The sequence below is a fragment of the Streptomyces sp. NBC_01294 genome (genome assembly GCF_035917235.1).
Classification (GTDB): Bacteria; Actinomycetota; Actinomycetes; order Streptomycetales; family Streptomycetaceae; genus Streptomyces; species Streptomyces caledonius.
In genome coordinates this window covers 3,747,491-3,769,544 of sequence record NZ_CP108423.1, presented here as the reverse complement: position 1 = coordinate 3,769,544, position 22,054 = coordinate 3,747,491, and the positions used below count along the sequence as shown (strand labels likewise).

Genomic DNA, 22,054 nt, shown 5'->3' with positions numbered 1-22,054 from the left:
CAGGCTAAGGCCGGCCCTGGACATGGGCGATTTCCTTGGTGGCGGCGGCCGTCCGGGGGCGGGGGACGTCTGCGGTGGAGGTGGGGGCGGTGGGGGCGGTGGGGGCGGTGGGGGCGGTTTGGGCCATGGCGGGGCCGGGCTTCGGACGCCGGGAGGTCTGTTCGTACGTACGGAACGCCGCCCAGCAGAGCGCCAGTGCCGCGGCGAACACCGGAAGCCACAGCAGTCGGGCCGCTATCCAGCCCACCGAGTCGGGCACGGTGTGCAGTCCGGGAAGGTCGGCCGAGACCAGCAGCCCGAGGGCGGTGACGGCCATCATGGCGGTCTGGTGCCACAGGAAGACCGTCATGGCGGAGAGGTTCACCAGGGCCACCTTCGCCCAGGCTCCCGGCCGTTGCATGGCCCGGGCCAGCGGCTCGCGCACCAGCAGCGCCAGCCCGCACTGGGCCAGTCCGAACGCGACTGTGGCGAGCGTCGGCGGGTTCAGATTCGATATCGGGGCCCCGGGAACACCCACCATGGAAGCCGGGTACCCGCCCCACAGGATCAGCGCGACCGTGGCCGCGGTGCCCGCACCGAGGAGCACCAGCGCCGGCCCGCGGCGGGCGAAGGCCCCGCGGGACCAGGCGGCGCCCATCGTGAAGGGGACGAGCCAGCCGGCGGCCACATTGACCCAGCCGACCCACTCGGGCCCGCCGAGCCCGAAGCGCCACACGTCGACGCCGGCCACCACGGCCAGTGGCCACAGCGGGTTGAGCCGGGCCACGAGCGGCGTCGCGGCGGTGAGCGCGGCGAACACCAGCAGGAACCACAGCGGCGACAGGACCAGCTTGACCAGCGTCCGGACGGTGTCCAGCTCCGCCCCGCCGATCAGCATGCCGCCCGCCACCACCACCCACAGGACGAGCACCGCGGCGACCGGACGGAACAGCCGCCCCAGCCGCTGCCCGACCCAGGTGCCGTACGAGAGTCCCCGCTCGCGCGCCGTTGCGTAGCCCCGGGCAGCGACGTGGCCGCCGACCAGGAAGAAGACGGCCAGCGTCTGGAACACCCAGGACACCGGGGCCAGCCAGGCCATGTACGTGAGTGGGCTGTCGGCGCTCAGGGCCCCGTCGCCGGCGGTCAGGGCGGTGACCAGCCAGTGGCCGAGCACCACACCGAGGATCGCGAAGGCCCGCAGCGCGTCCACGGTCCGGTCCCGGCCGGCCGGGGTGGCCGCGTCGATGCCCGCCGCCAGGGCGGACCAGCGGGCGCGGAGCTCATGCATGGGTGGCCTCCGGGGCGGGAGTGGTGCCGAGGACGATGGCGGCCAGGCTGTCGAGGGACTCGGTGCCCGGCGTCAGGTAGTCGCTGTGCCCGGCGGCGCCGGCGGTGAAGGCCCGCGCCCCGAAGGCGGGGTCGACGGGGTCGGTGCCGAAGCCGATCCCGCCGAGCCGGACGTGCGGGACGTTGGCCACCCAGTCGGCGCTGCCCCGCCCGGCCCAGACGCGGGCGCCGGTCGGCAGCTCCCGGGCGGATCCGGCCCCCGTACCCGGACTGCCGTACAGGGCCATGTCGCTGACCGTGGGTCCGGTACCGGTCCGGGCGCAGACCACGGAACCGTAGGAGTGGCAGAGGAGGGAGAGCCGGGAGCCGGGCGCCGCCATGGTCGACAACCGGTCCAGGAAGGGCGCCAGTTCACCGGCGGCTTCGTCGGCGCGGCCGGCGGTCAGGACGGTCGTGCTGACCGTGCCGGGGGTGTCGTACCCGAGCCAGGCGACCACGGCGGAGCGCGGATGCTCGGCCTGGAGGCGCTGCTGGAGGGCGACGGCCCCGGCCCGGAACCTTTCGTAGGTGTCGAGCGTGGTGTCGGACCCGGGCACCAGGACGGTGACCCGGTCGGCGGTCTCCAGCTCGCCGACCACCTCGACGGCCCGGCCCGTGCCGCGGCCGTCGAAGGTGAGGAACTGCGCCGCTCCGGCCGCCTCCATGGAGCGGAGCCTGGCGGCCCGGCCCGGACGGTCGGCGTCCTGGGCCATACGGGCCGCCTCGGCCAGGTTGGCGCGGTTCGCGGCGTACCGGCTCTGGGGCGCGGCGTCCTCGGCGAACGCCGGGGGCACAGGGGCGGGCACGTCGGAGGCTGCGGCGGCGGATATGGGGAACACCACGGCCGTGGCGACGAGCGCGGCCAGCAGCGTCCGGCGCAGCCGGCCCGTGCCGGACCCGCCCGTGCCGGACCCCGCCCGGCCGGTGGCGAGTGCCGTCCCCGCCGCGCCGGTCGTCCCCGCCGTACCGCCGCCCGTGCCTGCCGTGCCTGCCGTCCCCGTCGTCCCCGTCGTCCCCGTCGTCATGGTGTGTTCCCTCGGTCGTCCGGAGGAGCCGTCAGCGGCCCTCTCTGCTACCGAAGTTAGAAATCCGAGCCCGTGGTCGGCGTCACGCCATGGAGCGGTGTTTACGCGTAGCTCTCAGGTATGACGGGGGATACCTGAGAGGCACCGCATACGCGAACACCGCCACAACGGCGGTCGGTTAGGGTGCTGGAGTGATCGACGACGACTGGCGCCGCGACCGCATCGGCAGCGCGCACCGAGGGGAGAACCCCACCGTCCTGCGCCGCCTCGACTCCGGATTCGCCGTCATCGGGGACCGGCAGTTCCTGCCCGGGTACGCGGTGCTGCTCACCGACGACCCGGCCGTCACCCGGCTCTCCGACCTGCCCCGGGCGCGCAGGGCCGCGTACCTCTCGGATCTCGAGCGCCTCGCCGAGGCCGTCGAGCGGGCCTGCGCGCGCCTCGACCAGGCCTTCCGCCGCGTGAACATCGAGATCCTCGGCAACACCGACCCGTACCTCCACACCCACGTCTGGCCCCGCTACGACTGGGAGCCCGCCGACCGCGTCAGGCTGCCCGTGTGGCTGTACGGGGAGGAGTACTGGCGCGGTGGGCAGTACGCGCTGGGCCCGCGCCACGACGCCCTGCGGGCCGCCATCGGGGAGGAGTTGGACCGGCTCGGAGCGGCAGCCTGAGGAGCAGCAGCCTGAGGTTCGGCAGCCTGAGGGATAGGCGCGCGCGGTTCCTCAGACCACCACGCCGGCCATGACGGCAGGCGTCACGTGGCCGCCACGCGCACGCCGAAGCCGATCAGGACGACGCCCGTCGTCCGGTCCAGCGCCCGCCGGACCCGCGGCCGCGCGAAGAACCGCCGGGCCCGCGAGAGGACGTACACGTACGAGCCCAGCCAGACCACCGTCAGCAGTACGTGGACCAGGACGAGCAGCGCCATGCCGAGCGCCGGGCCCAGGTCCGGAGGGGCGAGGGCGGGCAGCAGCCCGGTGTAGAAGACGGCGATCTTGGGGTTGAGGACGTTGGCGACCAGGCCGGTCCGCCAGGCCCCGCCGCGGCCCGCCTTCGGTCGTCCGGGCGCTGAGCCGCCCGCCTCCGGCCGTTCATCGGCAGGCTCGGCGCCCGGACGGCACAGGGACCGGATGCCCAGCCAGCACAGGTACGCGGCGCCCGCGAGCTTCACCACCAGGTACACCTCGGCCGAGGCGGCGAGCAGCGCCGCGAGGCCCGCCACGGTGAGGGCGCCCCAGATCAGCAGCCCGACGGCGATCCCGGCGACCGTGCGCAGCCCGTCGCCGCGCCCCCGCGTGACGGCCCGTTTCGTGACGATCGCCATGTCCGGTCCGGGAACGAGGGTGAGCAGCGCCAGGACCCCGGTCGCGCCGAGAAGAGCGGTGAGCACCGGCTCAGTCTGCCACCAGGGGCTCGACGTGGCCCGCCCGCCAGCGGGGTGCCGGGTCCTGGCCGGGGCTGGTCCAGTACTCCCTCGCCGCCACGACCTCCCCGCCCACCACGGTCCACAGCGAGACGGCCCGGTAGACGACGTGGTCCTGAGGTATCTCCACCTCGGTGACGACGAGGTCCCCGTCGGCCAGGATCCGCAGCAGTTCCACCGATCTCTCGTCCGCGTAGGCGTCGTCGCTGTTCACGGCGATGAAGTTGGCGCGCCCGACGATGCGCTCGCCGCTCACCGGCCATTCGATGACGGCGTCCTCGGCGATGAGCGCGGCCACGCCGTCCCAGTCGCGTGCCTCGATCCGCTCCCACAGTCGTGCCACTACCTTCAACGGCTCCATGCGCCGCAGTGTCCGACAGCCCCGTAATACGTAACAACCTTTGCCCGCAGGCTTATTGACCTCGTCACAATCGGTTCCCGGTCACTGTCTGCGGTAGGTGAGCGGGGGGTTGTCGCTGCCCGCCAGCTCCCTTGAAAGGCTCCCGTCGGGGAGCAGCCGGAGCCGGCTCCAGGGCCCCGGTGTGCAGGTCGGCGGGGCGCCCGAGGTGACCGTGGAGGCGCCGAGTTCCACCGGGTCGGGGGCGCTGCGCAGGGGCGCCGTCCAGGCGCAGGCGAAGCCGGGGTCCTCGACGGCGAGGGACATCACCGGGTCGCCGACCGCGCCGCGGGTGAGGGTGAGGCGCCAGGTCTGGGTGCCGTGGGTGGCCTGCCAGGTGCCGAGGTAGGCCTCGGGGAGGCCGGTGGTGGCGTAGCCGGAGCCGGTGGAGCCGGAGGCGCCGGAGGGGGAGGTGGCGGCGCCGGTGGCAGTGGTGGTCGGGGCCGTGGCCGCGGCCGTGGTCGGTATGCGGGACGTGCCGACTGGGGGCCGGGGGTCCTCGGCTCCGCTCATCACCGCGTACACCGTGCCGGCGGACAGGACGGCGACGACCGTGGCCAGCGCGAGGAGGAGGGCGGTCGACGCGGTGCGGGTGCGGGGCGAAGGCCCCGGTGCCACCGGCGCGTACGGCGGGTGGGTGGGGTACGCGGAGTACGAGGGCGGTGGCGTCGCCGGCGGAGCGGGGAGTGCCGGGGGCGACGGGGGCGACGGGGGTGCCGCGCGGTCCGGGCCGGCGTCCTCGCGGTCCAGCAGCGCCACGGCGTGCCGCCCGAGCCGGGCCACCAGCGGGGCCGGAAGCCAGGGCTCCAGGGCCCTGCCGTCGGCCACGGTGTCCCCCGCGCCGACCCGCGCCAGCACCTCGGCGGGCCCGGGCCGGGCGGCGGGGTCCCCGTGCAGGCAGGCCCGTACGAGGTCCAGCAGCTCGGCCGGTACGCCGGCCAGGTCCGGTTCGGCCTCGGTGCTGCGGAGCAGGAGTGCCGCCAAGCCGCCGGGCTGCTCCGCGTCGCCGAACGGCAGCCGTCCGGTGGCCGCGTACGCCAGGACCGAGCCGAGGCAGAACATGTCGCAGGCGGCGGTCACCGGTTCGCCGCGGATCTGCTCGGGGGCCATGAAGCCGGGGGAGCCGATGACTTCGCCGACCCGGGTCAGGCCGGCGTCGTACCCGGTGGGGGCGCGGGCGATGCCGAAGTCGATGACGCGGGGGCCGTCGAGGGTGAGCAGGACGTTCGAGGGCTTCAGGTCGCGGTGGACGATGCCGGCGCGGTGGATGTCCTGGAGGGCGTACGCGAGGCCGGCGGCCAGGATCCGTACGGAACGGCCGGGCAACGGGCCGAAGTCGTGGGCCACGACCTGGCGGAGGCTCGGCCCGGCGACGTAGCCGGTGGCCAACCAGGGGGTCCGGGCCTCGGTGTCGGCGTCGAGCACCGGGGCGGTCCATTCGCCGCCGACGCGACGGGCCGCGGCGACCTCCTGGCGGAAGCGGATGCGGAACTCCTCGCGGGCGGCGAGGTCGTGGTGGACCAGCTTCACGGCCACGGTGCGGCCGCGGTCGGAGCGGGCGAGGTAGACCTGGCCCATGCCGCCGGCGCCGAGGCGTGAGAGCAGGCGGTACGGGCCGATGTGGTGGGGGTCGTGCGGGTGCAGTGGTTCCATGCCGGGTGGTCCTCCCCTGCGGGGGCCGTGCGGAACGGCTCTGCCGGGAAGGACGGTTGGGGGTGGCGGCCGGTTGCCTGCCGCAGGGGTGGACTGCGGGGCGCAGCCCCGGACCCCGCGCCTCAAGCGCCGGCGGGGCTGGATTTGGCCCGGCGGGGCTGGGATTGCCGGGCGGGTGAAAGATCGGGGCTCCGCCCCGGGCCCCGCGCCTCAAACGCCGGCGGGGCTGAATTTTGCCCGGCGAGGCTGGGATTTGCCCGGCGGGGGAATTGCAGGCGGGCTGGAAGAGGGCGGGCGGGACTGGAGGGGCGCCGGTGGGGCTGGATTTGGCTGCCGGGGTGGGGATGGTCTAGTTCAGGTTTCGGTGGGGTGGGTGGTGAGGGTGTCCAGGGCTTTGGCCAGGCGTTCCAGGGTGCGGACCGTTTCGGCGAAGGCGGCGTCGCCCAGTTCTGCGGCGAGGCGGGCGGCCAGGGCTGCGTGGCCGGGGGAGATCCGGGCCACCGCCGCGCGGCCCTCCTCCGTCGGGCGCAGCAGCTTCGCCCTGCGGTGGGCGGGGTTCGGGACGTACTCGGCCAGGCCCTTGGCGGCCAGCAGGTCCGCGATGCGCTGGACGCTCTGCCGGGTGATGCCCATGCTCCGCGCGATGCCCGCGACGGGCAGCGGCTCCCGCAGGACCGCGCCGAGCACCTGCCACCAGGCGGCCGTCAGCCCGGCCGGCCTGGCCAGTTCCTCCGAGACGGAGAGGAACTGGCCGTTCAGCCGGAACACCCCGAGCGCGGTGCGGCTCAGCAGGTCCTGCTGGGCGCGGGTGGCCCCGAGCGGCAGCGGCTCAGGCATCGCCGGCCTCCGCCGCCGCCATCAGGACCGGGTACGCGCTCTCGTCCGAGTCGTGGAAGAGCCGGTACCACGCGTCCAGGACGTCCGGCTTGTAGATGTCGAGGCGGGCGAAGACCTCGCGGGCGAAGGCCACCGGCTCCGTCGGCCCGGCCGTGATCAGGTCGCCGTCGGTCACCGCGTCGGCCTCGACGTAGCTCTCGGCGCCCCCGTAGCCCGGCTGCGACGCCAGGTAGAAGGAGGCGGCGCTGGTGTGGGCCCGGCCGTCCAGCAGCCCGGCGCGGGCGAGGCCGGCGGTGGCCCCGCAGATCGCCGCGACCGGCACCCCGGCGGCCAGGAACTCCCTCGCCTTCGCCGCGAACGGCGCCAGCTCGTCGCCGGTGTCCCACAGCGAGGCGCCGGTGAGGATCAGCAGCGAGGAGTCCTCCGGCCGCAGGTCGGCCAGGGCCAGGTCGGGCTGGATGCGGACACCGCCCATGGTGGTGACCGGCTGCCCGGCGGCGTGGCCGACGGTCCGTACGGCGTGGCCGCGCTGGCTCAGGTGCGCGGTGGTGTGGCCGGTCTCCCAGTCCGCGTACGTGTCGTAGACCGCGAGGTGGACGGGCTTGCGCGGGGTCTCGCTCATGGTGGTCGCCTCCAGTGTCGAGCGTCGGATCGGGCTCCGGTGACAAGGTCCTGCGACGAGCTCTCGCGGCTTGCGCGTTCCCGCTGGTGAGATCCGGCCTGCGGCGAGCTCTTATGACATAAGACTGTCATGACGACAGGATGCTGTCAATGGTTCGCGAGGGCGACCGCGCGCAGACAGACTGCCGAGGCCTGCCCCCCACCCCCATACAGTCCGCCGATATCCCTCCCCACCTGCGCACTTCTAGCGTGACGTCATGACCCCTCATGTCACCTCGCACACCCCGCACACTCTTGCCGCAGTGAAGGACGCAGACCGGAAGCATGTCTTCCACTCCTGGTCCGCCCAGGCCCTGATCGACCCGCTCGCCGTCGCCGGGGCCGAGGGGTCGTACTTCTGGGACTACGACGGCAAGCGCTTCCTCGACTTCTCCTCCCAGCTGGTCAACACCAACATCGGCCACCAGCACCCCAAGGTCGTCGCCGCGATCCAGGAGCAGGCCGCCCGGCTGTGCACCCTCGCGCCCGGCTTCGCCGTGGACGTCCGCTCCGAGGCCGCACGCCTCATCGCCGAGCGGACCCCCGGCGACCTGGACAAGATCTTCTTCACGAACGGCGGCGCCGAGGCCGTCGAGAACGCCGTCCGCATGGCCCGTCTGCACACGGGCCGCGCCAAGGTGCTCTCCACCTACCGCTCGTACCACGGGGCCACCGCCGCCGCGATCAACCTGACCGGCGACCCGCGCCGCTGGCCCTCCGACACGGCCGCCGCCGGCGTCGTGCACTTCTGGGGCCCGTACCTCTACCGCTCCGCCTTCCACGCCACCACCGAGGCCGAGGAGTGCGCCCGCGCCCTCGCCCACCTCGCCGACACCATCGCCTTCGAGGGACCGCAGACCATCGCGGCGATCATCCTGGAGAGCGTGCCCGGCACCGCCGGGATCATGACCCCGCCGGCCGGCTACCTCGCGGGCGTGCGCGAACTCTGCGACCGCCACGGCATCGTCTTCATCCTGGACGAGGTCATGTCGGGCTTCGGCCGCACCGGCCAGTGGTTCGCCGCCGACCACTGGGGCGTCACCCCCGACCTGATCACCTTCGCCAAGGGCGTGAACAGCGGATACGTGCCGCTCGGCGGCGTGGCCATCTCGGCCGCCATCGCCGACACCTTCGCCACGCGTCCCTACCCGGGCGGACTGACGTACTCCGGCCACCCCCTCGCCTGCGCCGCCGCCGTCGCGACGATCAACACCATGGAGGAGGAGGGCGTCGTCGAGCACGCCGCCCACCTCGGCGAGAACGTGATCGGCCCGGCGCTCGCCGAGATCGCCGAGCGCCACCCCTCGGTCGGGGAGGTCCGCGGCCTCGGCACCTTCTGGGCGCTGGAACTCGTACGGGACAAGGAGACGCGCGAGCCGCTCGTCCCCTACAACGCGGCCGGTGCGGACAACGCGCCGATGGCCGAATTCGCCGCGGCCTGCAAGGCCTCCGGCCTGTGGCCCTTCGTCAACATGAACCGCACCCACGTCGTCCCGCCGTGCACCATCACGGAGGCCGAGGCGAAGGAGGGACTGGCCCTGCTGGACGAGGCGCTGACGGTCGCCGACCGCCACACCACGGCCGGCTAGCCGCCCAGGACGGGACGTGCGGGGCCGGTGGCCGGGTCGCGTCCGGATAGCGGGTTGTGAATCCGCATACAGGCCACCTACCGATCGGTTTCGGCCTCGCTGTCTGGCCTATGGTGTCCGGAGCTCTACGACAGGAGACGGACCCCTATGCCAGGCAGCGGCGCTGTCACCCGCAACACACTTCGCCAGCAGATCGCGGACGCGCTGCGTGACGAGGTGCTCGCGGGACGCCTGCCTCCGGGGACCGAGTTCACCGTCAAGCAGATCGCCGAGCAGTACGAGGTCTCGGCGACGCCGGTGCGCGAGGCGCTCGTCGACCTCTCGGCCCAGGGGCTGCTCGAACTGGTCCAGCACCGGGGCTTTCGCGTGCGGATCTTCTCCGTGGACGACTTCCGCGGAATGATCGAGGCCCGCTCGCTGGTCGTGGACGGGATCTTCCGCCGGCTAGCCGAGCGCGGCACGGCCCCCGGCTCCGGCGAGCTGCTGGTGTCGGTGCGCCGCCGGGGCGAGGAGGCGCGGCGGGCCGCGCACAGCGGTTCGCTCGAAGTGCTGATCGGCTACGACCTGCGCTTCTGGCGGGAGCTGAGCGGGCTGGTGGCCAACACCTACATCTCCGAGTTCCTGCACCGGATCCGCGTCCAGTGCTGGGTCTTCGCCGTCCCCCACCTCCAGCGCGAGCCGCAGCTGCGGGCGGCGCTGTGGGACGGGCACAGCGAGCTGGTGGACGCGGTGACGCTGGCCGACGCCGACGCGGTACGCCGCATCGTGCGGGGCTACAACCAGCACGCGCTGGACTGGGCCGCCCGCATCTAGAGGCGTCCTGCCGGTCAGGCCGGGCGATCAGGTCGGGCCCGAGGTTCTGCGCACCTCTTCGCGGAGGGTGTTCGGCGCACTACGCTGGCCCGATCGGCGGCAACGACTGATCGGAGGCCGTGTGGCCTGTGACCTGTGGCTGGTCCCCCTTGTCGACGTGCTGTGCCACAGCCCCGACAACCCCTTCGCGGAAGAGATCGCCTCGTACGACAAGGCGCTGGGCGCGGCCGGACTGCCGTCCGTGCCCGTGTTCGCGTACATGCCGGGCCTGAGCGGGGACGTCGCCCCGGTCGCCGGCTTCGACTACGACGCCCTGCATTTCCTGAGGAGGGCGTACCTGCTCCAGATCTGCGGGCTGCCGGTGACCCCGGTGGACGAGCTGGGCGGGGACTACGAGCAGCTGCTGGAGATGTTCGAGCCCACGGCGCAGCAGTCGCACCTGGTGTGGCACTACGACCACGCGGGGGCGTACGTCCCGGTGGACTTCGCGGTGCCGCTGGCGAACGAGGAGCTGCTGGCGGGGGGCGGTCCGCTGGGGTCCGCGCAGGGGTTGCTGCGGGAGCTGCTGTTCGTGGCCCCCGCGATCGGGATAGACCCGGGGAACCCGCCCGCGGCGCCGGCTCCGCCGGGGCGGCCGACGCTGCTGGAGGAGCCCGCGGGGCCGATTCCCTACGACGACAGTCCCTTCGCGCGTGAGCGGCACGTGTGGCTCGGGTTGCACGCGGCGGCCACGCGGAGCCTCGGGCAGGGCTCGATGATCATCTTCAGCTGAGCGGGGCGGTCGGGGGCGGGGCCGCTGCCCGGGCTCCGCGCCTCAAACGCCGGCGGGGCTGGAATTGGGCTCTGCCCCGGACCCCGCGCCTCAAACGTCGGCGGGGCTGGAATTGGGCTCCGCCGCGGGGCCGGATTTGGTTCCGGCAGAGTGGGAACGGGAGATGGGGGCGGGGCTGCATTGGCCCCGCCGGCCGTCAGCGGGGTTGTTCCGGGGGGCGTTGGCGGGGCATGTTCGGGCGGGTGCCCGGGGGGAGGGGGAAGCGGGCCGGGGGGACGTACGCGTCCGCGCGGCCCCCGGAGGCGCCCAGGGACTGCATCACCAGCGGCGCGGGCCCGGCCCGGAATTCCACCATCCAGTCCGCCGTCTCCGAGCGCACCAGCTCCGTGATGTCCTCCGAGAAGCGGCGAAGCACGGTCAGACAGCGCTCGGCGGCCTCGCTGGCCGTGCCCTCGGTGGGGCCGAGCACCTCCCGTACGTTCTCCGACGCCCAGTCGAACTGGAGGGTCTGGAGCCGCCTCTGCACCGCCTGCGCCGTGGCCACGTCCCGCATCCACCCGGACGTCAGCCCGAAGAACCGGTCGCAGGCCAGCGCGGCCGCGCCCAGCAGCAGTGCGAGGTAGCCGTACGTGGACGCGCCCGCCAGCGAGCCGGTCAGCTCCAGCAGCGGCATGGAGGCGCCCGTGACGGCGCCCACGGCCGCCCCGGCGCGCAGCACGCGCGCACCGCGCCGCTTCCAGGCCCGGTCGGACAGGTACCACGCGGCGGTGCGCAGCGCATCGGCCTCGACCCGCCGGTAGAGCTCGTCGAGCCGCTCCGCGGGCTCGCCCCAGTCCCCGAGGGGGAACGGCCGGCCGGTCAGATCGCCCGCCGCCATCGGTCCGTCGCCTTCCTCCCGGGGATCCCGGGGTGGCCCCTCGGGCTGCATCTCCGGCTGGCTCACCCGGCACTCCCTCTGCCTGCGCTGACGTGTGGTGGTGCGCGTGTGCGCAATGATGCGCATGCTCTTCCTACCTTCGAATGACGAGCGATGGGCGACGATTCCCGGGATTTCCGCCCGCAAGGAGGTCTCCATCAGGTACGCGTACGCCTCGTCTCTCACTCGAAAGAGTTGGTCCTCACGGCGTAGGGCGCAGCGCGCGGGGAGCACGTAGGCTCGGATTGACCAAGCGTTCCGAAGGTCGCGATCGTATCGGCGTATGACGTATGGAGTGAGTGCCCAGTGATTCCCGGTGGTGGCCAGCCCAACATGCAGCAGCTGCTCCAGCAGGCCCAGAAGATGCAGCAGGATCTCGCGGCCGCGCAGGAGGAGCTCGCCCGGACCGAGGTCGAGGGTCAGGCCGGCGGCGGTCTGGTCAGGGCGACCGTCACCGGTTCCGGTGAACTGCGGGCACTGGTGATCGACCCGAAGGCCGTGGACCCCGAGGACACGGAGACGCTCGCCGACCTGGTGGTCGCGGCGGTCCAGGCGGCCAACGAGAACGCGCAGGCGCTCCAGCAGCAGAAGCTGGGCCCCCTGGCCCAGGGCCTGGGCGGCGGCAGCGGCATCCCCGGCCTCCCGTTCTAGTCCCCGCGACACCCCACACAGAGAGAAGGCAGTCCGTTGTACGAAGGCGTGGTTCAGGACCTGATCGACGAACTGGGCAGGCTGCCCGGCGTCGGGCCCAAGAGCGCGCAGCGGATCGCCTTCCACATCCTGCAGACCGAGCCCACCGACGTCCGCCGCCTCGCGCACGCGCTGCTTGAGGTCAAGGACAAGGTCCGGTTCTGCGCGGTGTGCGGGAACGTGGCGCAGGAGGAGCGGTGCGGCATCTGCCGCGACCCGCGCCGGGACACCACGGTCATCTGTGTCGTGGAGGAGCCCAAGGACGTCGTCGCGATCGAGCGGACCCGCGAGTTCCGGGGCAGGTACCACGTCCTCGGCGGCGCGATCAGCCCGATCGAGGGCGTCGGCCCGGACGATTTGCGCATCCGTGAGCTGCTGAAGCGGCTGGCGGACGGCGAGGTGACCGAGCTGATCCTCGCCACCGACCCGAACCTGGAGGGCGAGGCGACCGCCACCTACCTCGCCCGCATGATCAAACCCATGGGCCTGAAGGTCACCCGCCTGGCCAGCGGGCTCCCCGTCGGGGGAGATCTGGAGTACGCGGACGAGGTCACGCTCGGGCGGGCCTTTGAAGGAAGGCGACTTCTCGATGTCTGACGCAACGCTGCACGCCCTCGGCCAGGATCCGGACGACTTCGCCGCCTCGATCGCGGACCAGATCGAGTCGTTCATCGTTGCGGTCACCGAGGTGGCCAAGGGCGAGGACCCCGACAGTGCGGTGCCCTTCCTCCTCCTGGAGGTGTCCCAGCTGCTGCTGGCGGGCGGCCGGCTGGGCGCGTACCAGGACGTGCTGCCGGACGAGCGCTACGAGCCCGATCTCGGCCCGGAGCCGGACGTGGACGACCTGCGCGAGCGGTTCGCGATCATGCTGGAGCCGGTCGACGTCTACTCCGAGGTCTTCGACCCGTACGAGCCCCGCAAGGCCCCGGTGGCCCACCGGATCTCCGACGACCTGGCAGACGTGGTCGCCGACCTGCGGCACGGGCTCATCCACCACCAGTCGGGCCGGATCACGGAGGCGCTGTGGTGGTGGCAGTTCTCGTACTTCACCAACTGGGGCCCGACGGCCTCGGCCACCCTGCGTGCCCTCCAGTCGCTGATCTCGCACGTACGGCTGAACCAGCCGCTGGAGGCCCTGGACGGCCTGGACACGGACGAGGAGATGGCCGAGGACGACCTCGCGGAGCAGGCCGGACAGGTGATGGCGCAGGAGCTGGGCGGACTCGGCCGCAAGTGATCGCCCGGCGCGGGAACTCATTCTTTGATCTGTTCGTCTCATGATGTGGTACGAAGCGGTCGGATCGCGGTCGCTCGTTACACTGCACCAGCAATGAGACGGACTGAGCGAGGAGCGCACGTGGGCCTTGTCGTGCAGAAGTACGGAGGCTCCTCCGTAGCCGATGCCGAGGGCATCAAGCGTGTCGCCAAGCGGATCGTGGATGCCAAGAAGAACGGCCACCAAGTGGTCGTCGTGGTGTCCGCGATGGGCGACACGACGGACGAGCTGATCGATCTCGCCGAGCAGGTTTCTCCCATGCCTGCCGGACGTGAATTCGACATGCTGCTGACCGCCGGAGAGCGGATCTCCATGGCCCTGCTGGCCATGGCGATCAAAAACCTGGGCCACGAGGCCCAGTCGTTCACCGGCAGCCAGGCAGGCGTGATCACCGACTCGGTCCACAACAAAGCGCGCATCATCGATGTCACGCCGGGCCGAATCCGCACCGCGCTGGACGAGGGCAACATCGCCATCGTCGCCGGTTTCCAGGGCGTGTCCGCGGACTCCAAGGACATCACCACCCTCGGCCGGGGCGGCTCGGACACGACCGCCGTCGCGCTGGCCGCGGCGCTGGACGCCGAGGTCTGCGAGATCTACACCGACGTCGACGGCGTCTTCACCGCGGACCCCCGCGTCGTGAAGAAGGCCAAGAAGCTCGACTGGATCTCCTCCGAGGACATGCTGGAGCTCGCCGCCTCCGGTTCCAAGGTGCTGCTGCACCGCTGTGTCGAGTACGCACGCCGATACAACATCCCGATCCACGTCCGTTCGTCCTTCTCGGGACTGCCGGGCACGTGGGTCAGCAACGAGAATCCGCAAGGGGACGAGCAGGTGGAGCACGCCATCATCTCCGGAGTCGCTCACGACGTCTCCGAAGCCAAGATCACGGTCGTCGGCGTCCCGGACAAGCCGGGTGAGGCCGCGGCGATCTTCCGCGCCATCGCGGACGCCGAGATCAACATCGACATGATCGTGCAGAACGTCTCGGCGGCCTCGACGGGCCTCACCGACATCTCCTTCACGCTCCCGAAGTCCGAGGGCCACAAGGCCATCGACGCCCTGGAGAAGGCGAAGGGCGCGATCGGCTTCGACTCCCTGCGCTACGACGACCAGATCGGCAAGATCTCCCTGGTCGGCGCCGGCATGAAGACGAACCCGGGCGTCACCGCCTCCTTCTTCCAGGCGCTGTCCGACGCGGGGGTCAACATCGAGCTGATCTCCACCTCCGAGATCCGCATCTCGGTCGTGACCCGCCAGGACGACGTCAACGAGGCCGTCCGCGCCGTGCACACGGCCTTCGGCCTCGACTCCGACAGTGACGAAGCCGTCGTCTACGGAGGCACCGGACGATGACCCGCACCCGGTCGTCCGCCCCGGCGCTCGCCGTGGTCGGGGCGACCGGAGCGGTCGGTTCGGTCCTGCTCCAGATCCTGTCCCAGCGGGCGGACGTCTGGGGCGACATACGCCTGATCGCCTCCGCGCGTTCGGCCGGCCGCATGCTGACCGTCCGCGCGGAGGAGTGCGAGGTGCTCGCCCTCACCGAGGACGCCTTCGACGGCCTCGGGCCGGGTGACGTCGCACTCTTCCTGACCCCGGCCGAGGTCTCGGCCCGGTGGGCTCCCATCGTCACCGCGCGCGGCGCGGTCGTCGTCGACCAGTCCGCCGCCTTCCGGGACGACCCGGAGGTCCCCTTGGTGGTGCCCGAGGTCAACGGACACGCCGTACGGATCCGGCCGCGCGGGATCGTCGCCGGCCCGGACTGCGTGACCGCCGCCATGATCGCGGCCCTCGGTGCGCTGCACGCCGAGTACTCCCTGTGCGACCTGGTCGTCTCCTCGTACCAGGCCGCGAGCGCCGCCGGCCGGTCCGGCTCCGAGGCGCTGCGCCGCCAGCTGTCGCTGGTCGCCGGGACCTCGCTGGGGGAGCAGACCGGGGACGTACGCCGTGCCGTGGGCGAGGACACCGGCCCCTTCGCGGCCCCGCTCGCCCTCAACGTCGTGCCCTGGTCCGGCGAGCTGCGCGAGGACGGCTGGTCCTCGCACGAGCTGGCGGTACGGGGCGAGACGCGCCGGATCCTGCAGCTGGAGCGGCTCCCGGTGTCGGTGACCTGCGTACAGGTGCCGGTGCTGACCGGGCACTCGCTGAGCGTGCGGGCCCGCTTCGAGCGCGAGGTGGAGGCCCCGCACGCCCGGGAGATCCTGGAGGCCGCGCCCGGCGTGGTGCTCGTGGACGACCCCGCGGTCGGGGAGTTCCCCACCCCCGCGGACGCCGCCGGGACGGATCCGGCCTGGGTGGGACGGGTGCGGGCCTCGCTCGACGACCCGTGCGCCCTGGAGTTCTTCGTGTGCGCCGACAATCTCCGCAAGGGTGCCGCCCTGAATGCCACGCAGATCGCGGAACTGATCGCGGGTGAATTTGCGTAATTCGCTTTGTAGGATCGGTCCTGATCCCTTGATCAAGGTGATGGCCCGACTGCCGTCTCGATAAGACGGGGCAATCGGGAAGAGCGGGTACGCATGAGGGCAAGAGGGATTTTGCTGGTGAGGCTGCCTCACGCGTACAACCCTGACGGGGGGACGCGTGTCCTACAGGCGTGGCAGAGGCAGTGCTGGAGTTGGCCGTCCTACCGGCGCGTACCGGGATCATCCCGCCGCGCCGGGGCTTGCGCGTACCCGGCGGCGGTCTTCCCGTGATCGTGCCCGTCCCGCCGGCGGGGCCGTCAGAGGCGCCCGTACGGACCGCCGTACCGATCCGGGGCGGCCTCGTGCCCGCACCGCGCGACAGCGCTGAGGCGGACGGGAGCGGCAAGAGCGAGACGGCCGAGGTGGTGGCCGGAACCACCGTCGACCACCTCACGGCGACCTACCAGACGCACTACCGCTCGCTCCTGGGCCTGGCCGCGCTGCTCCTCGACGACACCGCCTCCTGCGAGGACGTGGTCCAGGAGGCGTTCATCCGGGTGCACTCGGCCCGCAACCGGGTCCGTGACCGGGAGAAGACCCTGGCGTACCTGCGCCAGACCGTCGTGAACCTCTCGCGCTCCGCCCTGCGCCGGCGCATCCTCGGCCTCAAGCTGCTGTCGAAGCCGATGCCGGACATGGCGAGCGCCGAGGAAGGCGCGTACGACCAGCTGGAGCGGGACGACCTGATCAAGGCGATGCGGGGGCTTCAGCGCCGCCAGCGCGAGGTGCTGGTGCTGCGCTACTTCGCGGACATGACGGAGGCCCAGGTCGCCGAGACGCTCGGGATATCGCTCGGCTCGGTGAAGGCGTACGGATCGCGGGGCATTGCCGCGCTGCGGGTGGCGATGGAGGCTGCGCAGTCATGATGGACGACCACACCCAACCGGGCGGAGCAGGCGAGGAAGACGCACTGCGGAGCCTGTTCCACGGGGCCGTCGAGGGTCTGGAGCCCTCCGCGGACGCGCTGGAGCGCCTGCGGTGCGCCGTGCCCGCGCGCCAGGTCCGCCGCAGACGCCAGGCCGTCGTCGTTGGCGCCGCCGCGGCGGCGCTGCTCGCCGGGACCGGGATCCCGGCCGTCCTGCACCTGGTGGGCGGCGAGGGCGCGTCCGCCGACCGGCCGGCCGTGGCCGGGCACGGCGCGCACGCCGGCGAGAAGTCGGGGGGAGCCTCCGACCCGCATCAGAACGGGCACGGCGTCCAGCCGAAGTCCACCCACTCCTTCGGCGACGCCCGGGCCGTGGGCGGCGCCACCGGGCAGCCGGACGCGACGGCGGGCGGTTCCCCGGCCGGCGGTGTCACGGCGGGCCCCTCGGGCACCGGCACCTTCGGCACGAGCCCCGGCTCGGTGGCGGGCTCGGGCCCGCTGCCGCCGGCCCCGCCGAGCGGGGTGCCCGGGTGCGGTGCGGACCAGCTGCTGGTGGTGGGCTGGTCCAGGGCCCCCGAGGCCGACGGCCGGGTGTACGGCAGCTTCCGGGTCACCAACGTCTCGGCGCACGGCTGCGCCGTCACCGGCCAGGACACCGTCGCGGCCTCGGCGGCGACCCAGGTCGGCGCGGGCTCCTCGGTCGCCGTGGTGGGCCACAAGCCGGGGGACGCCGCGACCGGGCTGCTGCCCGATCCGTCGGCGGCGGCGCCGTCCCTGGTCCTCACGCCGAACACGTCGTACGAGGTCCGCTTCGCGTGGGTGCCGTCGGGGGAGGCCTGCACGGCGACGAAGCCGGACGCGGGTGCGAATCCGCCGCAGTCCGACTCCTCGGGCGGTGCGGCGAGCGGCTCCGACCCGACGGCGGGCGAGCCCCCGGTCCCGGCCGGAGTCGCGGTGTCCCACACCCCTCAGGCGGGTGCGGCGACCACGCAGACGACGATCCCCGAGGTGTGCGGCGGCACGGTCTACCGGACGGGTGCGATCCCGACCGACTAGCCGGCCGATACGCCCGTCAGTCCGGCCGATACGGCCGCCCAGTCCGGCCGACCCGTCCGCCGGACTAGTCGGCCGGGACCGGCTGCGGCGCGGGCTGCGGCGCGGGCTGCGGCGCGGAGTCGAGCAGGCCCGCCTCGGCGTCGCGGAGGGTCTCCACCTCGCGGCGGTAGAGCCGGAACCACATGAAGAGGACGAAGGCGACGAAGACGAACCACTCGCCGGTGTAGCCGAGGTTCTGGAAGGCCTTCAGGTCGAGCCCGGTGTTGGTCGGCGCCTGCGCGGGCACCGGAACCATCCCGTCCGCGGGGGTCTGCACGGTCAGCCAGGCGTCGTACAGGTCGTACGGGACGATGTTGACCAGGGTGGCCGCCGCGATGACCCCGAGCTGCCCGGCGGGCAGGCCTCCCTGGGCGTGGACGCCCTTCGTGCCGGAGTTCTCCGAGGCCTGCAGGGCCCCGGTGACCTCGACGCGGCCGGTCGGCGGCTCCGGTGCCCTGGCCGGGTCGGCCGCCCCCGGCAGCCAGCCCCGGACCACCGGGACGGACTTGCCGGAGTCGGTCTTCAGCAGGGTCAGCACGTAGAAGCCGGACGCGCCGTCGAGCCTGCGCTCGGGCACCAGCAGCTGGTCACCGTACTCACCGGCCGTGGAGGCCAGCCGTCCGGAGGTCTTCTTGTCGACCGGAAGCAGCGAGTCCAGGGGGGCTGCCACCTGGTCGGCGGGCCGCTCGGCGTTCGCCTCCCGGTGGCTTTCGACACGGTCCTCGAAGCGGCCGAGCTGCCAGGTCCCCATGAACAGGCAGAAGGGGACGGCGAGCGCGACGAAGACGTTGATCCCCCACCAACGCGGGGTCAGGAGAAACCGGTGCACCCCACCACCGTACGGGGGGTGCACCGGTCGCCGTCCCGCAGGGTCAGGCGGGCAGGTGCTTGAGGGCGAACTCCAGCTCCATGCGGACCTGCTTGATCCGCTCCTCCACCACCAGCGAGCCGTGCCCGGCGTCGTACCGGTACACCTCGTGGACCGCTCCGCGCGCCGCGAGCCGGTCCACGTAGTTGTCGATCTGGCGGATCGGGCAGCGCGGGTCGTTGACGCCCGCCGCGATGTGCACCGGGGCCGACACCCGGTCCACGTACGTCAGCGGCGACGACGCCTCGAAGCGGTCCGGGACCTCCTCCGGCGTCCCGCCGAAGAGGGTGCGGTCCAGCGCCTTCAGCGCCTCCATCTCGTCGTGGTAGGCCGTGACGTAGTCCGCTACCGGGACGGCGGCCAGGCCCACGGCCCAGGCGTCTGGCTGGGTGCCCAGGCCCAGCAGCGCCAGGTACCCGCCCCAGGAGCCGCCCGACAGGACCAGGCGCGCCGGGTCCGCGAGGCCGGTGGAGACCGCCCACTCCCGGACCGCCGCGATGTCCTCCAGCTCGATCAGGCCGACCCGGTGCTTGAGGGCGTCCGTCCAGGCCCGGCCGTAGCCCGTGGAGCCGCGGTAGTTGACCCGTACGACCGCGAAGCCGTGGTCCAGCCAGGCCGCCGGGGTCGCCGCGAAGGCGTCGCTGTCGTGCCAGGTGGGCCCGCCGTGGATCTCGAAGATCGTCGGGAAGGGGCCGTCGCCGCGGCCCGCCGGCCGCTGCGCGAGCGCGTGGATCCGGCCGCCCGGGCCCTCGACCCACACGTCCTCCACCGGCAGCGAGCCGGGCGCCCGGAAGCCGGGCGGGTCCAGGACGATCCCGCCCGCCGTCGACCGCACCGTCGAGGGCTCGGCGGCCGAGGACCACAGGTACTCCACCGTCCCGTCGGGCCGCGCGGTGGCCCCCGACACCGACCCCGGCGGCGTGTCCACGCGTACGAGCTCCCGCGCGTCCAGGTCGTAGCGCCACAGCTCGCTGCGCGCCTCGAAGCTGTGCGCGACCAGGAGCGCGGAACCGTCCGGGTACCACTCGGCGCTGACGTCGCCCGGCAGGTCGATCGCGAGGTCCTGCTCCGCGCCGGTGGCCACGTCCCACACCATCGGCTCCCAGCGGCCGCGCCGCTGGTGGCCGACGAGGAGCCGGGTGTCGCCCGCGACGGGCGCGAAGCCGAGCACCTCCAGGCCGAGCTCCTCGGTGGCGCCCCGGGAGTCGTCCAGCTCGGCGACGGTGGTCCCGTCGAGGGTCAGGACGCGCAGGGCGGAGTGCATCGCGTCACCGTGCTCGGTGTGCTCGACGGCCACGAGGGTCCCGTCGCGGGACAGGTCGCCGACGCCGGCCGACTCCCGGTGCCGGTAGATCACGGTGGGCGCGGAGCCGTCCGGGCGGACCACGTGGACCGTCGAGCCGTCCTCGTCGGTGGAGCGCCCGACGACGGCGGTCCCGTCGCGGCCGATGGCCAGCCCGGCCGGGTACGAGGGCTCCAGGCCGGGGGTGGCCGGCTTGTCGGGGCCGCCCGCGAAGGGCTGGCGCACCCAGGTGCCGAACTCGTCGCCGTCCGTGTCGGAGAACCACCAGATCCACTCCCCGTCGGGGGAGAGGGTGCCGTCGGTGGTGCCGTTGGGGCGGTCGGTGGCCTGCCGCTGCACGCCGGTGGTGCGGTCCCAGGCGTAGAGCTCGAACGTGCCGGTCGCGTTGGAGACGAAGAGGGAACGGTCCGGGGCGTCCTCGGCCCAGTCGGGGAGCCCGACGCGCGGTGCCCGGAACCGCTTCTCCCAGTCGGGCGTCTCGGGGGTGATCTCGCTGTCGCTGGTCATGCGCGTGGTCATGCGCCCCATTGTGGCCGCAGCCGTCCCCCGGATGCCGACTGCTCCGAACGGGCGCAGAGTGGAACCCGTAGCCCGAGGAGGAAAGATCATGGCCAAGAAGGCCCACACCGGCCACCACAGCCACCAGGACTCCCAGCGCGCGCTGGCGAAGAACACGGCCGCCGAGGCCCGTGCCAAGGCCGCGGCCCGGGACGGCCTGTCGTCCGCGGCGAAGACGCGCGGCATGCAGCAGAAGGCCCAGGCGAAGCGCGGCTGAGTCCGTAGGCTGGCGCCATGCGGATGATCGTCCGGGGCGCCCGGCTGCTCCACACCTCCGGCCTGTCCGACATCGAGGTCGCGGAGGACGGCCGCATCGCGCGGGTGATCCCGTACGACGACCAGAAGGAGCCCCCGGGCACCGGCATCCTCATCGAGGCCCACGGCGACCTGCTCACCGCCCCCTTCGTCGAGCCGCACATCCACCTCGACACGGCGCTGACGGCCGGCGAGCCGCGCCCCAACGCCTCCGGCACCCTGTGGGAGGGCATCGCCTGCTGGAGCGAGCGCAAGCGGACCCTGACCCGCGAGGACGTGATCGCGCGGGCAAGCGAGGTGCTGCGCTGGCAGGCCGCCCAAGGGGTGCTGCACGTGCGCACCCACTGCGACATCACCGACCCGGCCCTGACCGCGCTCGACGCCCTGCTGGAGGTGCGCGACCGGGTCCGGGACGTCATGACCCTGCAGATCGTGGCGTTCCCGCAGGAGGGCATCGTCTCCTTCCCCGACGGCGAGGCACTGCTGCGCGAGGCGGTCGCCCGCGGGGCGGACGTCGTGGGCGCGATCCCGCACTTCGAGGACACCCGCGAGGACGGCGTGGCCTCGCTGCGGACGGCCTTCGCGCTGGCCGAGGAGCACGGCCTGCGGGTGGACGCGCACTGCGACGAGATCGACGACGAGCAGTCCCGCTTCGTGGAGGTGCTGGCCACCCTGGCCCTGCGCTCGGGCCTGCGCGAGCGCGCCACGGCCTCGCACACAACGGCCATGGGCTCCTACAACGGCGCGTACAGCTTCAAACTCCAGCGGTTGCTGTCCCGTTCCGGCATCAACCTGGTCGCCAACCCCTTCGCCAACCTCAACCTCCAGGGCCGCTTCGACGCCTATCCCAAGCGGCGCGGCCTCACCCAGGTCAAGGAGATGCTGGCGGCCGGGGTCAACGTGGCGTTCGGCCACGACGACGTGATGGATCCCTGGAACGCGCTGGGCACCGCCAATCCGCTCCAGACCGCCCTCGTCGGGCTGTACGCCGCCCAGCTGACCGGGGCCGGGGAGATCCCCACTGCCTTCTCCATGGTGACGGACCGTGCGGCACGCGTGCTGGGCCTGTCCGAGGCGGAGTACGGCATCACCGCGGGCGCGCCCGCCTCCTTCGCCCTCCTGCCGGCCCCGTCGCCCGAGGAGGCGATCCGCCGCCAGGTCCGGCCCCGGTACGTCGTCTCGCGCGGCTCGGTCCTCGCCGAGACCCCGCCCGCCCCGACCCGGCTGTCCTGGCCCGGGGAGCCCCCGTCGGACGTGGACTTCAGCCGCCGCCTACGCTGACGCCC

23 protein-coding genes are annotated in these 22,054 nt (G+C 73.0%); 13 read left to right on the top strand and 10 right to left on the bottom strand.

The features are described from left to right. Positions 1–4: 4 nt before the first annotated feature. Positions 5–1,267, bottom strand: a complete 1,263-nt coding sequence (locus OG534_RS16900; RefSeq protein WP_326588883.1) for an acyltransferase family protein — start codon at positions 1,265–1,267, stop codon at positions 5–7. Then, positions 1,260–2,330: an alpha/beta hydrolase gene (locus OG534_RS16895; protein ID WP_326588882.1), complete on the bottom strand. Its 1,071-nt coding sequence runs from the start codon at positions 2,328–2,330 to the stop codon at positions 1,260–1,262. Before OG534_RS16895 ends, OG534_RS16900 begins: the two co-directional genes overlap by 8 nt. 194 nt (positions 2,331–2,524) lie before the next feature. On the opposite strand from OG534_RS16895, the gene OG534_RS16890 reads away from it, so the two are divergent. Beyond that, a complete protein-coding gene (locus tag OG534_RS16890; RefSeq protein WP_326593671.1) occupies positions 2,525–3,004 on the top strand; it encodes an HIT family protein in 480 nt (159 codons plus the stop codon). An 83-nt stretch (positions 3,005–3,087) separates the two neighbouring features. Here OG534_RS16890 and OG534_RS16885 read toward each other — a convergent pair whose 3' ends face one another. The 5 genes from OG534_RS16885 to OG534_RS16865 all read right to left on the bottom strand — a co-directional run bounded on the left by OG534_RS16885 (position 3,088) and on the right by OG534_RS16865 (position 7,265). Beyond that, positions 3,088–3,723, bottom strand: a complete 636-nt coding sequence (locus tag OG534_RS16885) for a LysE family translocator (protein ID WP_326588881.1) — start codon at positions 3,721–3,723, stop codon at positions 3,088–3,090. A 4-nt stretch (positions 3,724–3,727) separates the two neighbouring features. Further along, positions 3,728–4,117, bottom strand: a complete 390-nt coding sequence (locus OG534_RS16880; protein WP_326588880.1) for a nuclear transport factor 2 family protein — start codon at positions 4,115–4,117, stop codon at positions 3,728–3,730. A gap of 81 nt (positions 4,118–4,198) precedes the next feature. After that, on the bottom strand, positions 4,199–5,806 hold the full coding sequence (locus OG534_RS16875) for a serine/threonine-protein kinase (RefSeq protein WP_326588879.1): 1,608 nt from the start codon (positions 5,804–5,806) through the stop codon (positions 4,199–4,201). A 354-nt stretch (positions 5,807–6,160) separates the two neighbouring features. Then, complete coding sequence (locus OG534_RS16870; protein WP_326588878.1) at positions 6,161–6,643, bottom strand: MarR family winged helix-turn-helix transcriptional regulator; 483 nt, start codon at positions 6,641–6,643, stop codon at positions 6,161–6,163. Beyond that, complete coding sequence (locus OG534_RS16865; RefSeq protein ID WP_326588877.1) at positions 6,636–7,265, bottom strand: DJ-1/PfpI family protein; 630 nt, start codon at positions 7,263–7,265, stop codon at positions 6,636–6,638. The genes OG534_RS16870 and OG534_RS16865 overlap by 8 nt, the downstream gene beginning before the upstream one ends. Before the next feature lie 256 nt (positions 7,266–7,521). Here OG534_RS16865 and OG534_RS16860 point away from each other — a divergent pair, with 256 nt between their 5' ends. From OG534_RS16860 to OG534_RS16850, 3 genes are all read left to right on the top strand, one after another. Continuing rightward, a complete protein-coding gene (locus OG534_RS16860; RefSeq protein ID WP_326588876.1) occupies positions 7,522–8,892 on the top strand; it encodes an aspartate aminotransferase family protein in 1,371 nt (456 codons plus the stop codon). A 147-nt stretch (positions 8,893–9,039) separates the two neighbouring features. Further along, complete coding sequence (locus tag OG534_RS16855) at positions 9,040–9,705, top strand: GntR family transcriptional regulator (RefSeq protein ID WP_326588875.1); 666 nt, start codon at positions 9,040–9,042, stop codon at positions 9,703–9,705. 121 nt (positions 9,706–9,826) lie between these two features. Beyond that, positions 9,827–10,477, top strand: coding sequence for a hypothetical protein (locus tag OG534_RS16850; protein ID WP_326588874.1), 651 nt, complete (start codon positions 9,827–9,829; stop codon positions 10,475–10,477). A gap of 196 nt (positions 10,478–10,673) precedes the next feature. Here OG534_RS16850 and OG534_RS16845 read toward each other — a convergent pair whose 3' ends face one another. Further along, the gene (locus OG534_RS16845) at positions 10,674–11,420 is read right to left on the bottom strand and encodes an SLATT domain-containing protein (RefSeq protein ID WP_326588873.1); all 747 of its coding nucleotides are present in this window, start codon (positions 11,418–11,420) and stop codon (positions 10,674–10,676) included. Positions 11,421–11,699: 279 nt separating this feature from the next. Between OG534_RS16845 and OG534_RS16840 the strand changes: the two genes are divergently transcribed. The 7 genes from OG534_RS16840 (at position 11,700) to OG534_RS16810 (ending at position 17,745) form a co-directional block, all read left to right on the top strand. Beyond that, complete coding sequence (locus OG534_RS16840) at positions 11,700–12,044, top strand: YbaB/EbfC family nucleoid-associated protein (protein WP_094744798.1); 345 nt, start codon at positions 11,700–11,702, stop codon at positions 12,042–12,044. A gap of 36 nt (positions 12,045–12,080) precedes the next feature. Then, positions 12,081–12,680, top strand: coding sequence for a recombination mediator RecR (gene recR / locus OG534_RS16835; protein WP_326588872.1), 600 nt, complete (start codon positions 12,081–12,083; stop codon positions 12,678–12,680). Beyond that, on the top strand, positions 12,673–13,320 hold the full coding sequence (locus tag OG534_RS16830; RefSeq protein WP_326588871.1) for a DUF5063 domain-containing protein: 648 nt from the start codon (positions 12,673–12,675) through the stop codon (positions 13,318–13,320). Before recR ends, OG534_RS16830 begins: the two co-directional genes overlap by 8 nt. Before the next feature lie 120 nt (positions 13,321–13,440). Beyond that, positions 13,441–14,715 (top strand): aspartate kinase, encoded by a 1,275-nt coding sequence (locus OG534_RS16825; RefSeq protein ID WP_326588870.1) that lies wholly within the window; start codon positions 13,441–13,443, stop codon positions 14,713–14,715. Beyond that, positions 14,712–15,785: an aspartate-semialdehyde dehydrogenase gene (locus OG534_RS16820; RefSeq protein ID WP_326588869.1), complete on the top strand. Its 1,074-nt coding sequence runs from the start codon at positions 14,712–14,714 to the stop codon at positions 15,783–15,785. The genes OG534_RS16825 and OG534_RS16820 overlap by 4 nt, the downstream gene beginning before the upstream one ends. A 218-nt stretch (positions 15,786–16,003) precedes the next feature. Then, complete coding sequence (locus OG534_RS16815) at positions 16,004–16,690, top strand: SigE family RNA polymerase sigma factor (RefSeq protein ID WP_398563357.1); 687 nt, start codon at positions 16,004–16,006, stop codon at positions 16,688–16,690. Next, positions 16,687–17,745 (top strand): hypothetical protein, encoded by a 1,059-nt coding sequence (locus OG534_RS16810; protein ID WP_326588867.1) that lies wholly within the window; start codon positions 16,687–16,689, stop codon positions 17,743–17,745. Before OG534_RS16815 ends, OG534_RS16810 begins: the two co-directional genes overlap by 4 nt. A 64-nt stretch (positions 17,746–17,809) precedes the next feature. Here OG534_RS16810 and OG534_RS16805 read toward each other — a convergent pair whose 3' ends face one another. Together OG534_RS16805 and OG534_RS16800 are read right to left on the bottom strand one after the other, a co-directional pair. Next, the gene (locus OG534_RS16805) at positions 17,810–18,613 is read right to left on the bottom strand and encodes an SURF1 family protein (RefSeq protein ID WP_326588866.1); all 804 of its coding nucleotides are present in this window, start codon (positions 18,611–18,613) and stop codon (positions 17,810–17,812) included. 43 nt (positions 18,614–18,656) lie between these two features. Continuing rightward, complete coding sequence (locus OG534_RS16800) at positions 18,657–20,474, bottom strand: S9 family peptidase (protein ID WP_326588865.1); 1,818 nt, start codon at positions 20,472–20,474, stop codon at positions 18,657–18,659. 88 nt (positions 20,475–20,562) lie between these two features. Between OG534_RS16800 and OG534_RS16795 the strand changes: the two genes are divergently transcribed. Together OG534_RS16795 and codA are read left to right on the top strand one after the other, a co-directional pair. Next, complete coding sequence (locus OG534_RS16795; protein WP_326588864.1) at positions 20,563–20,730, top strand: hypothetical protein; 168 nt, start codon at positions 20,563–20,565, stop codon at positions 20,728–20,730. Positions 20,731–20,747: 17 nt separating this feature from the next. Continuing rightward, a complete protein-coding gene (gene codA / locus OG534_RS16790; protein WP_326588863.1) occupies positions 20,748–22,049 on the top strand; it encodes a cytosine deaminase in 1,302 nt (433 codons plus the stop codon). Positions 22,050–22,054 lie beyond the last annotated feature (5 nt).

What these genes read in the sequence shown, in the direction of transcription:
- codA (WP_326588863.1), top strand. Translation starts at nt 20,748, where the DNA reads ATGCGGATGATCGTCCGGGGCGCCCGGCTGCTCCACACCTCCGGCCTG.
- OG534_RS16820 (WP_326588869.1), top strand. Translation starts at nt 14,712, where the DNA reads ATGACCCGCACCCGGTCGTCCGCCCCGGCGCTCGCCGTGGTCGGGGCG.
- OG534_RS16860 (WP_326588876.1), top strand. Translation starts at nt 7,522, where the DNA reads ATGACCCCTCATGTCACCTCGCACACCCCGCACACTCTTGCCGCAGTG.
- OG534_RS16900 (WP_326588883.1), bottom strand. Translation starts at nt 1,267, where the DNA reads ATGCATGAGCTCCGCGCCCGCTGGTCCGCCCTGGCGGCGGGCATCGAC.
- OG534_RS16870 (WP_326588878.1), bottom strand. Translation starts at nt 6,643, where the DNA reads ATGCCTGAGCCGCTGCCGCTCGGGGCCACCCGCGCCCAGCAGGACCTG.
- OG534_RS16800 (WP_326588865.1), bottom strand. Translation starts at nt 20,474, where the DNA reads ATGACCACGCGCATGACCAGCGACAGCGAGATCACCCCCGAGACGCCC.
- OG534_RS16810 (WP_326588867.1), top strand. Translation starts at nt 16,687, where the DNA reads ATGATGGACGACCACACCCAACCGGGCGGAGCAGGCGAGGAAGACGCA.
- OG534_RS16865 (WP_326588877.1), bottom strand. Translation starts at nt 7,265, where the DNA reads ATGAGCGAGACCCCGCGCAAGCCCGTCCACCTCGCGGTCTACGACACG.
- OG534_RS16875 (WP_326588879.1), bottom strand. Translation starts at nt 5,806, where the DNA reads ATGGAACCACTGCACCCGCACGACCCCCACCACATCGGCCCGTACCGC.
- OG534_RS16895 (WP_326588882.1), bottom strand. Translation starts at nt 2,330, where the DNA reads ATGACGACGGGGACGACGGGGACGACGGGGACGGCAGGCACGGCAGGC.
- OG534_RS16830 (WP_326588871.1), top strand. Translation starts at nt 12,673, where the DNA reads ATGTCTGACGCAACGCTGCACGCCCTCGGCCAGGATCCGGACGACTTC.
- OG534_RS16855 (WP_326588875.1), top strand. Translation starts at nt 9,040, where the DNA reads ATGCCAGGCAGCGGCGCTGTCACCCGCAACACACTTCGCCAGCAGATC.
- OG534_RS16880 (WP_326588880.1), bottom strand. Translation starts at nt 4,117, where the DNA reads ATGGAGCCGTTGAAGGTAGTGGCACGACTGTGGGAGCGGATCGAGGCA.
- OG534_RS16795 (WP_326588864.1), top strand. Translation starts at nt 20,563, where the DNA reads ATGGCCAAGAAGGCCCACACCGGCCACCACAGCCACCAGGACTCCCAG.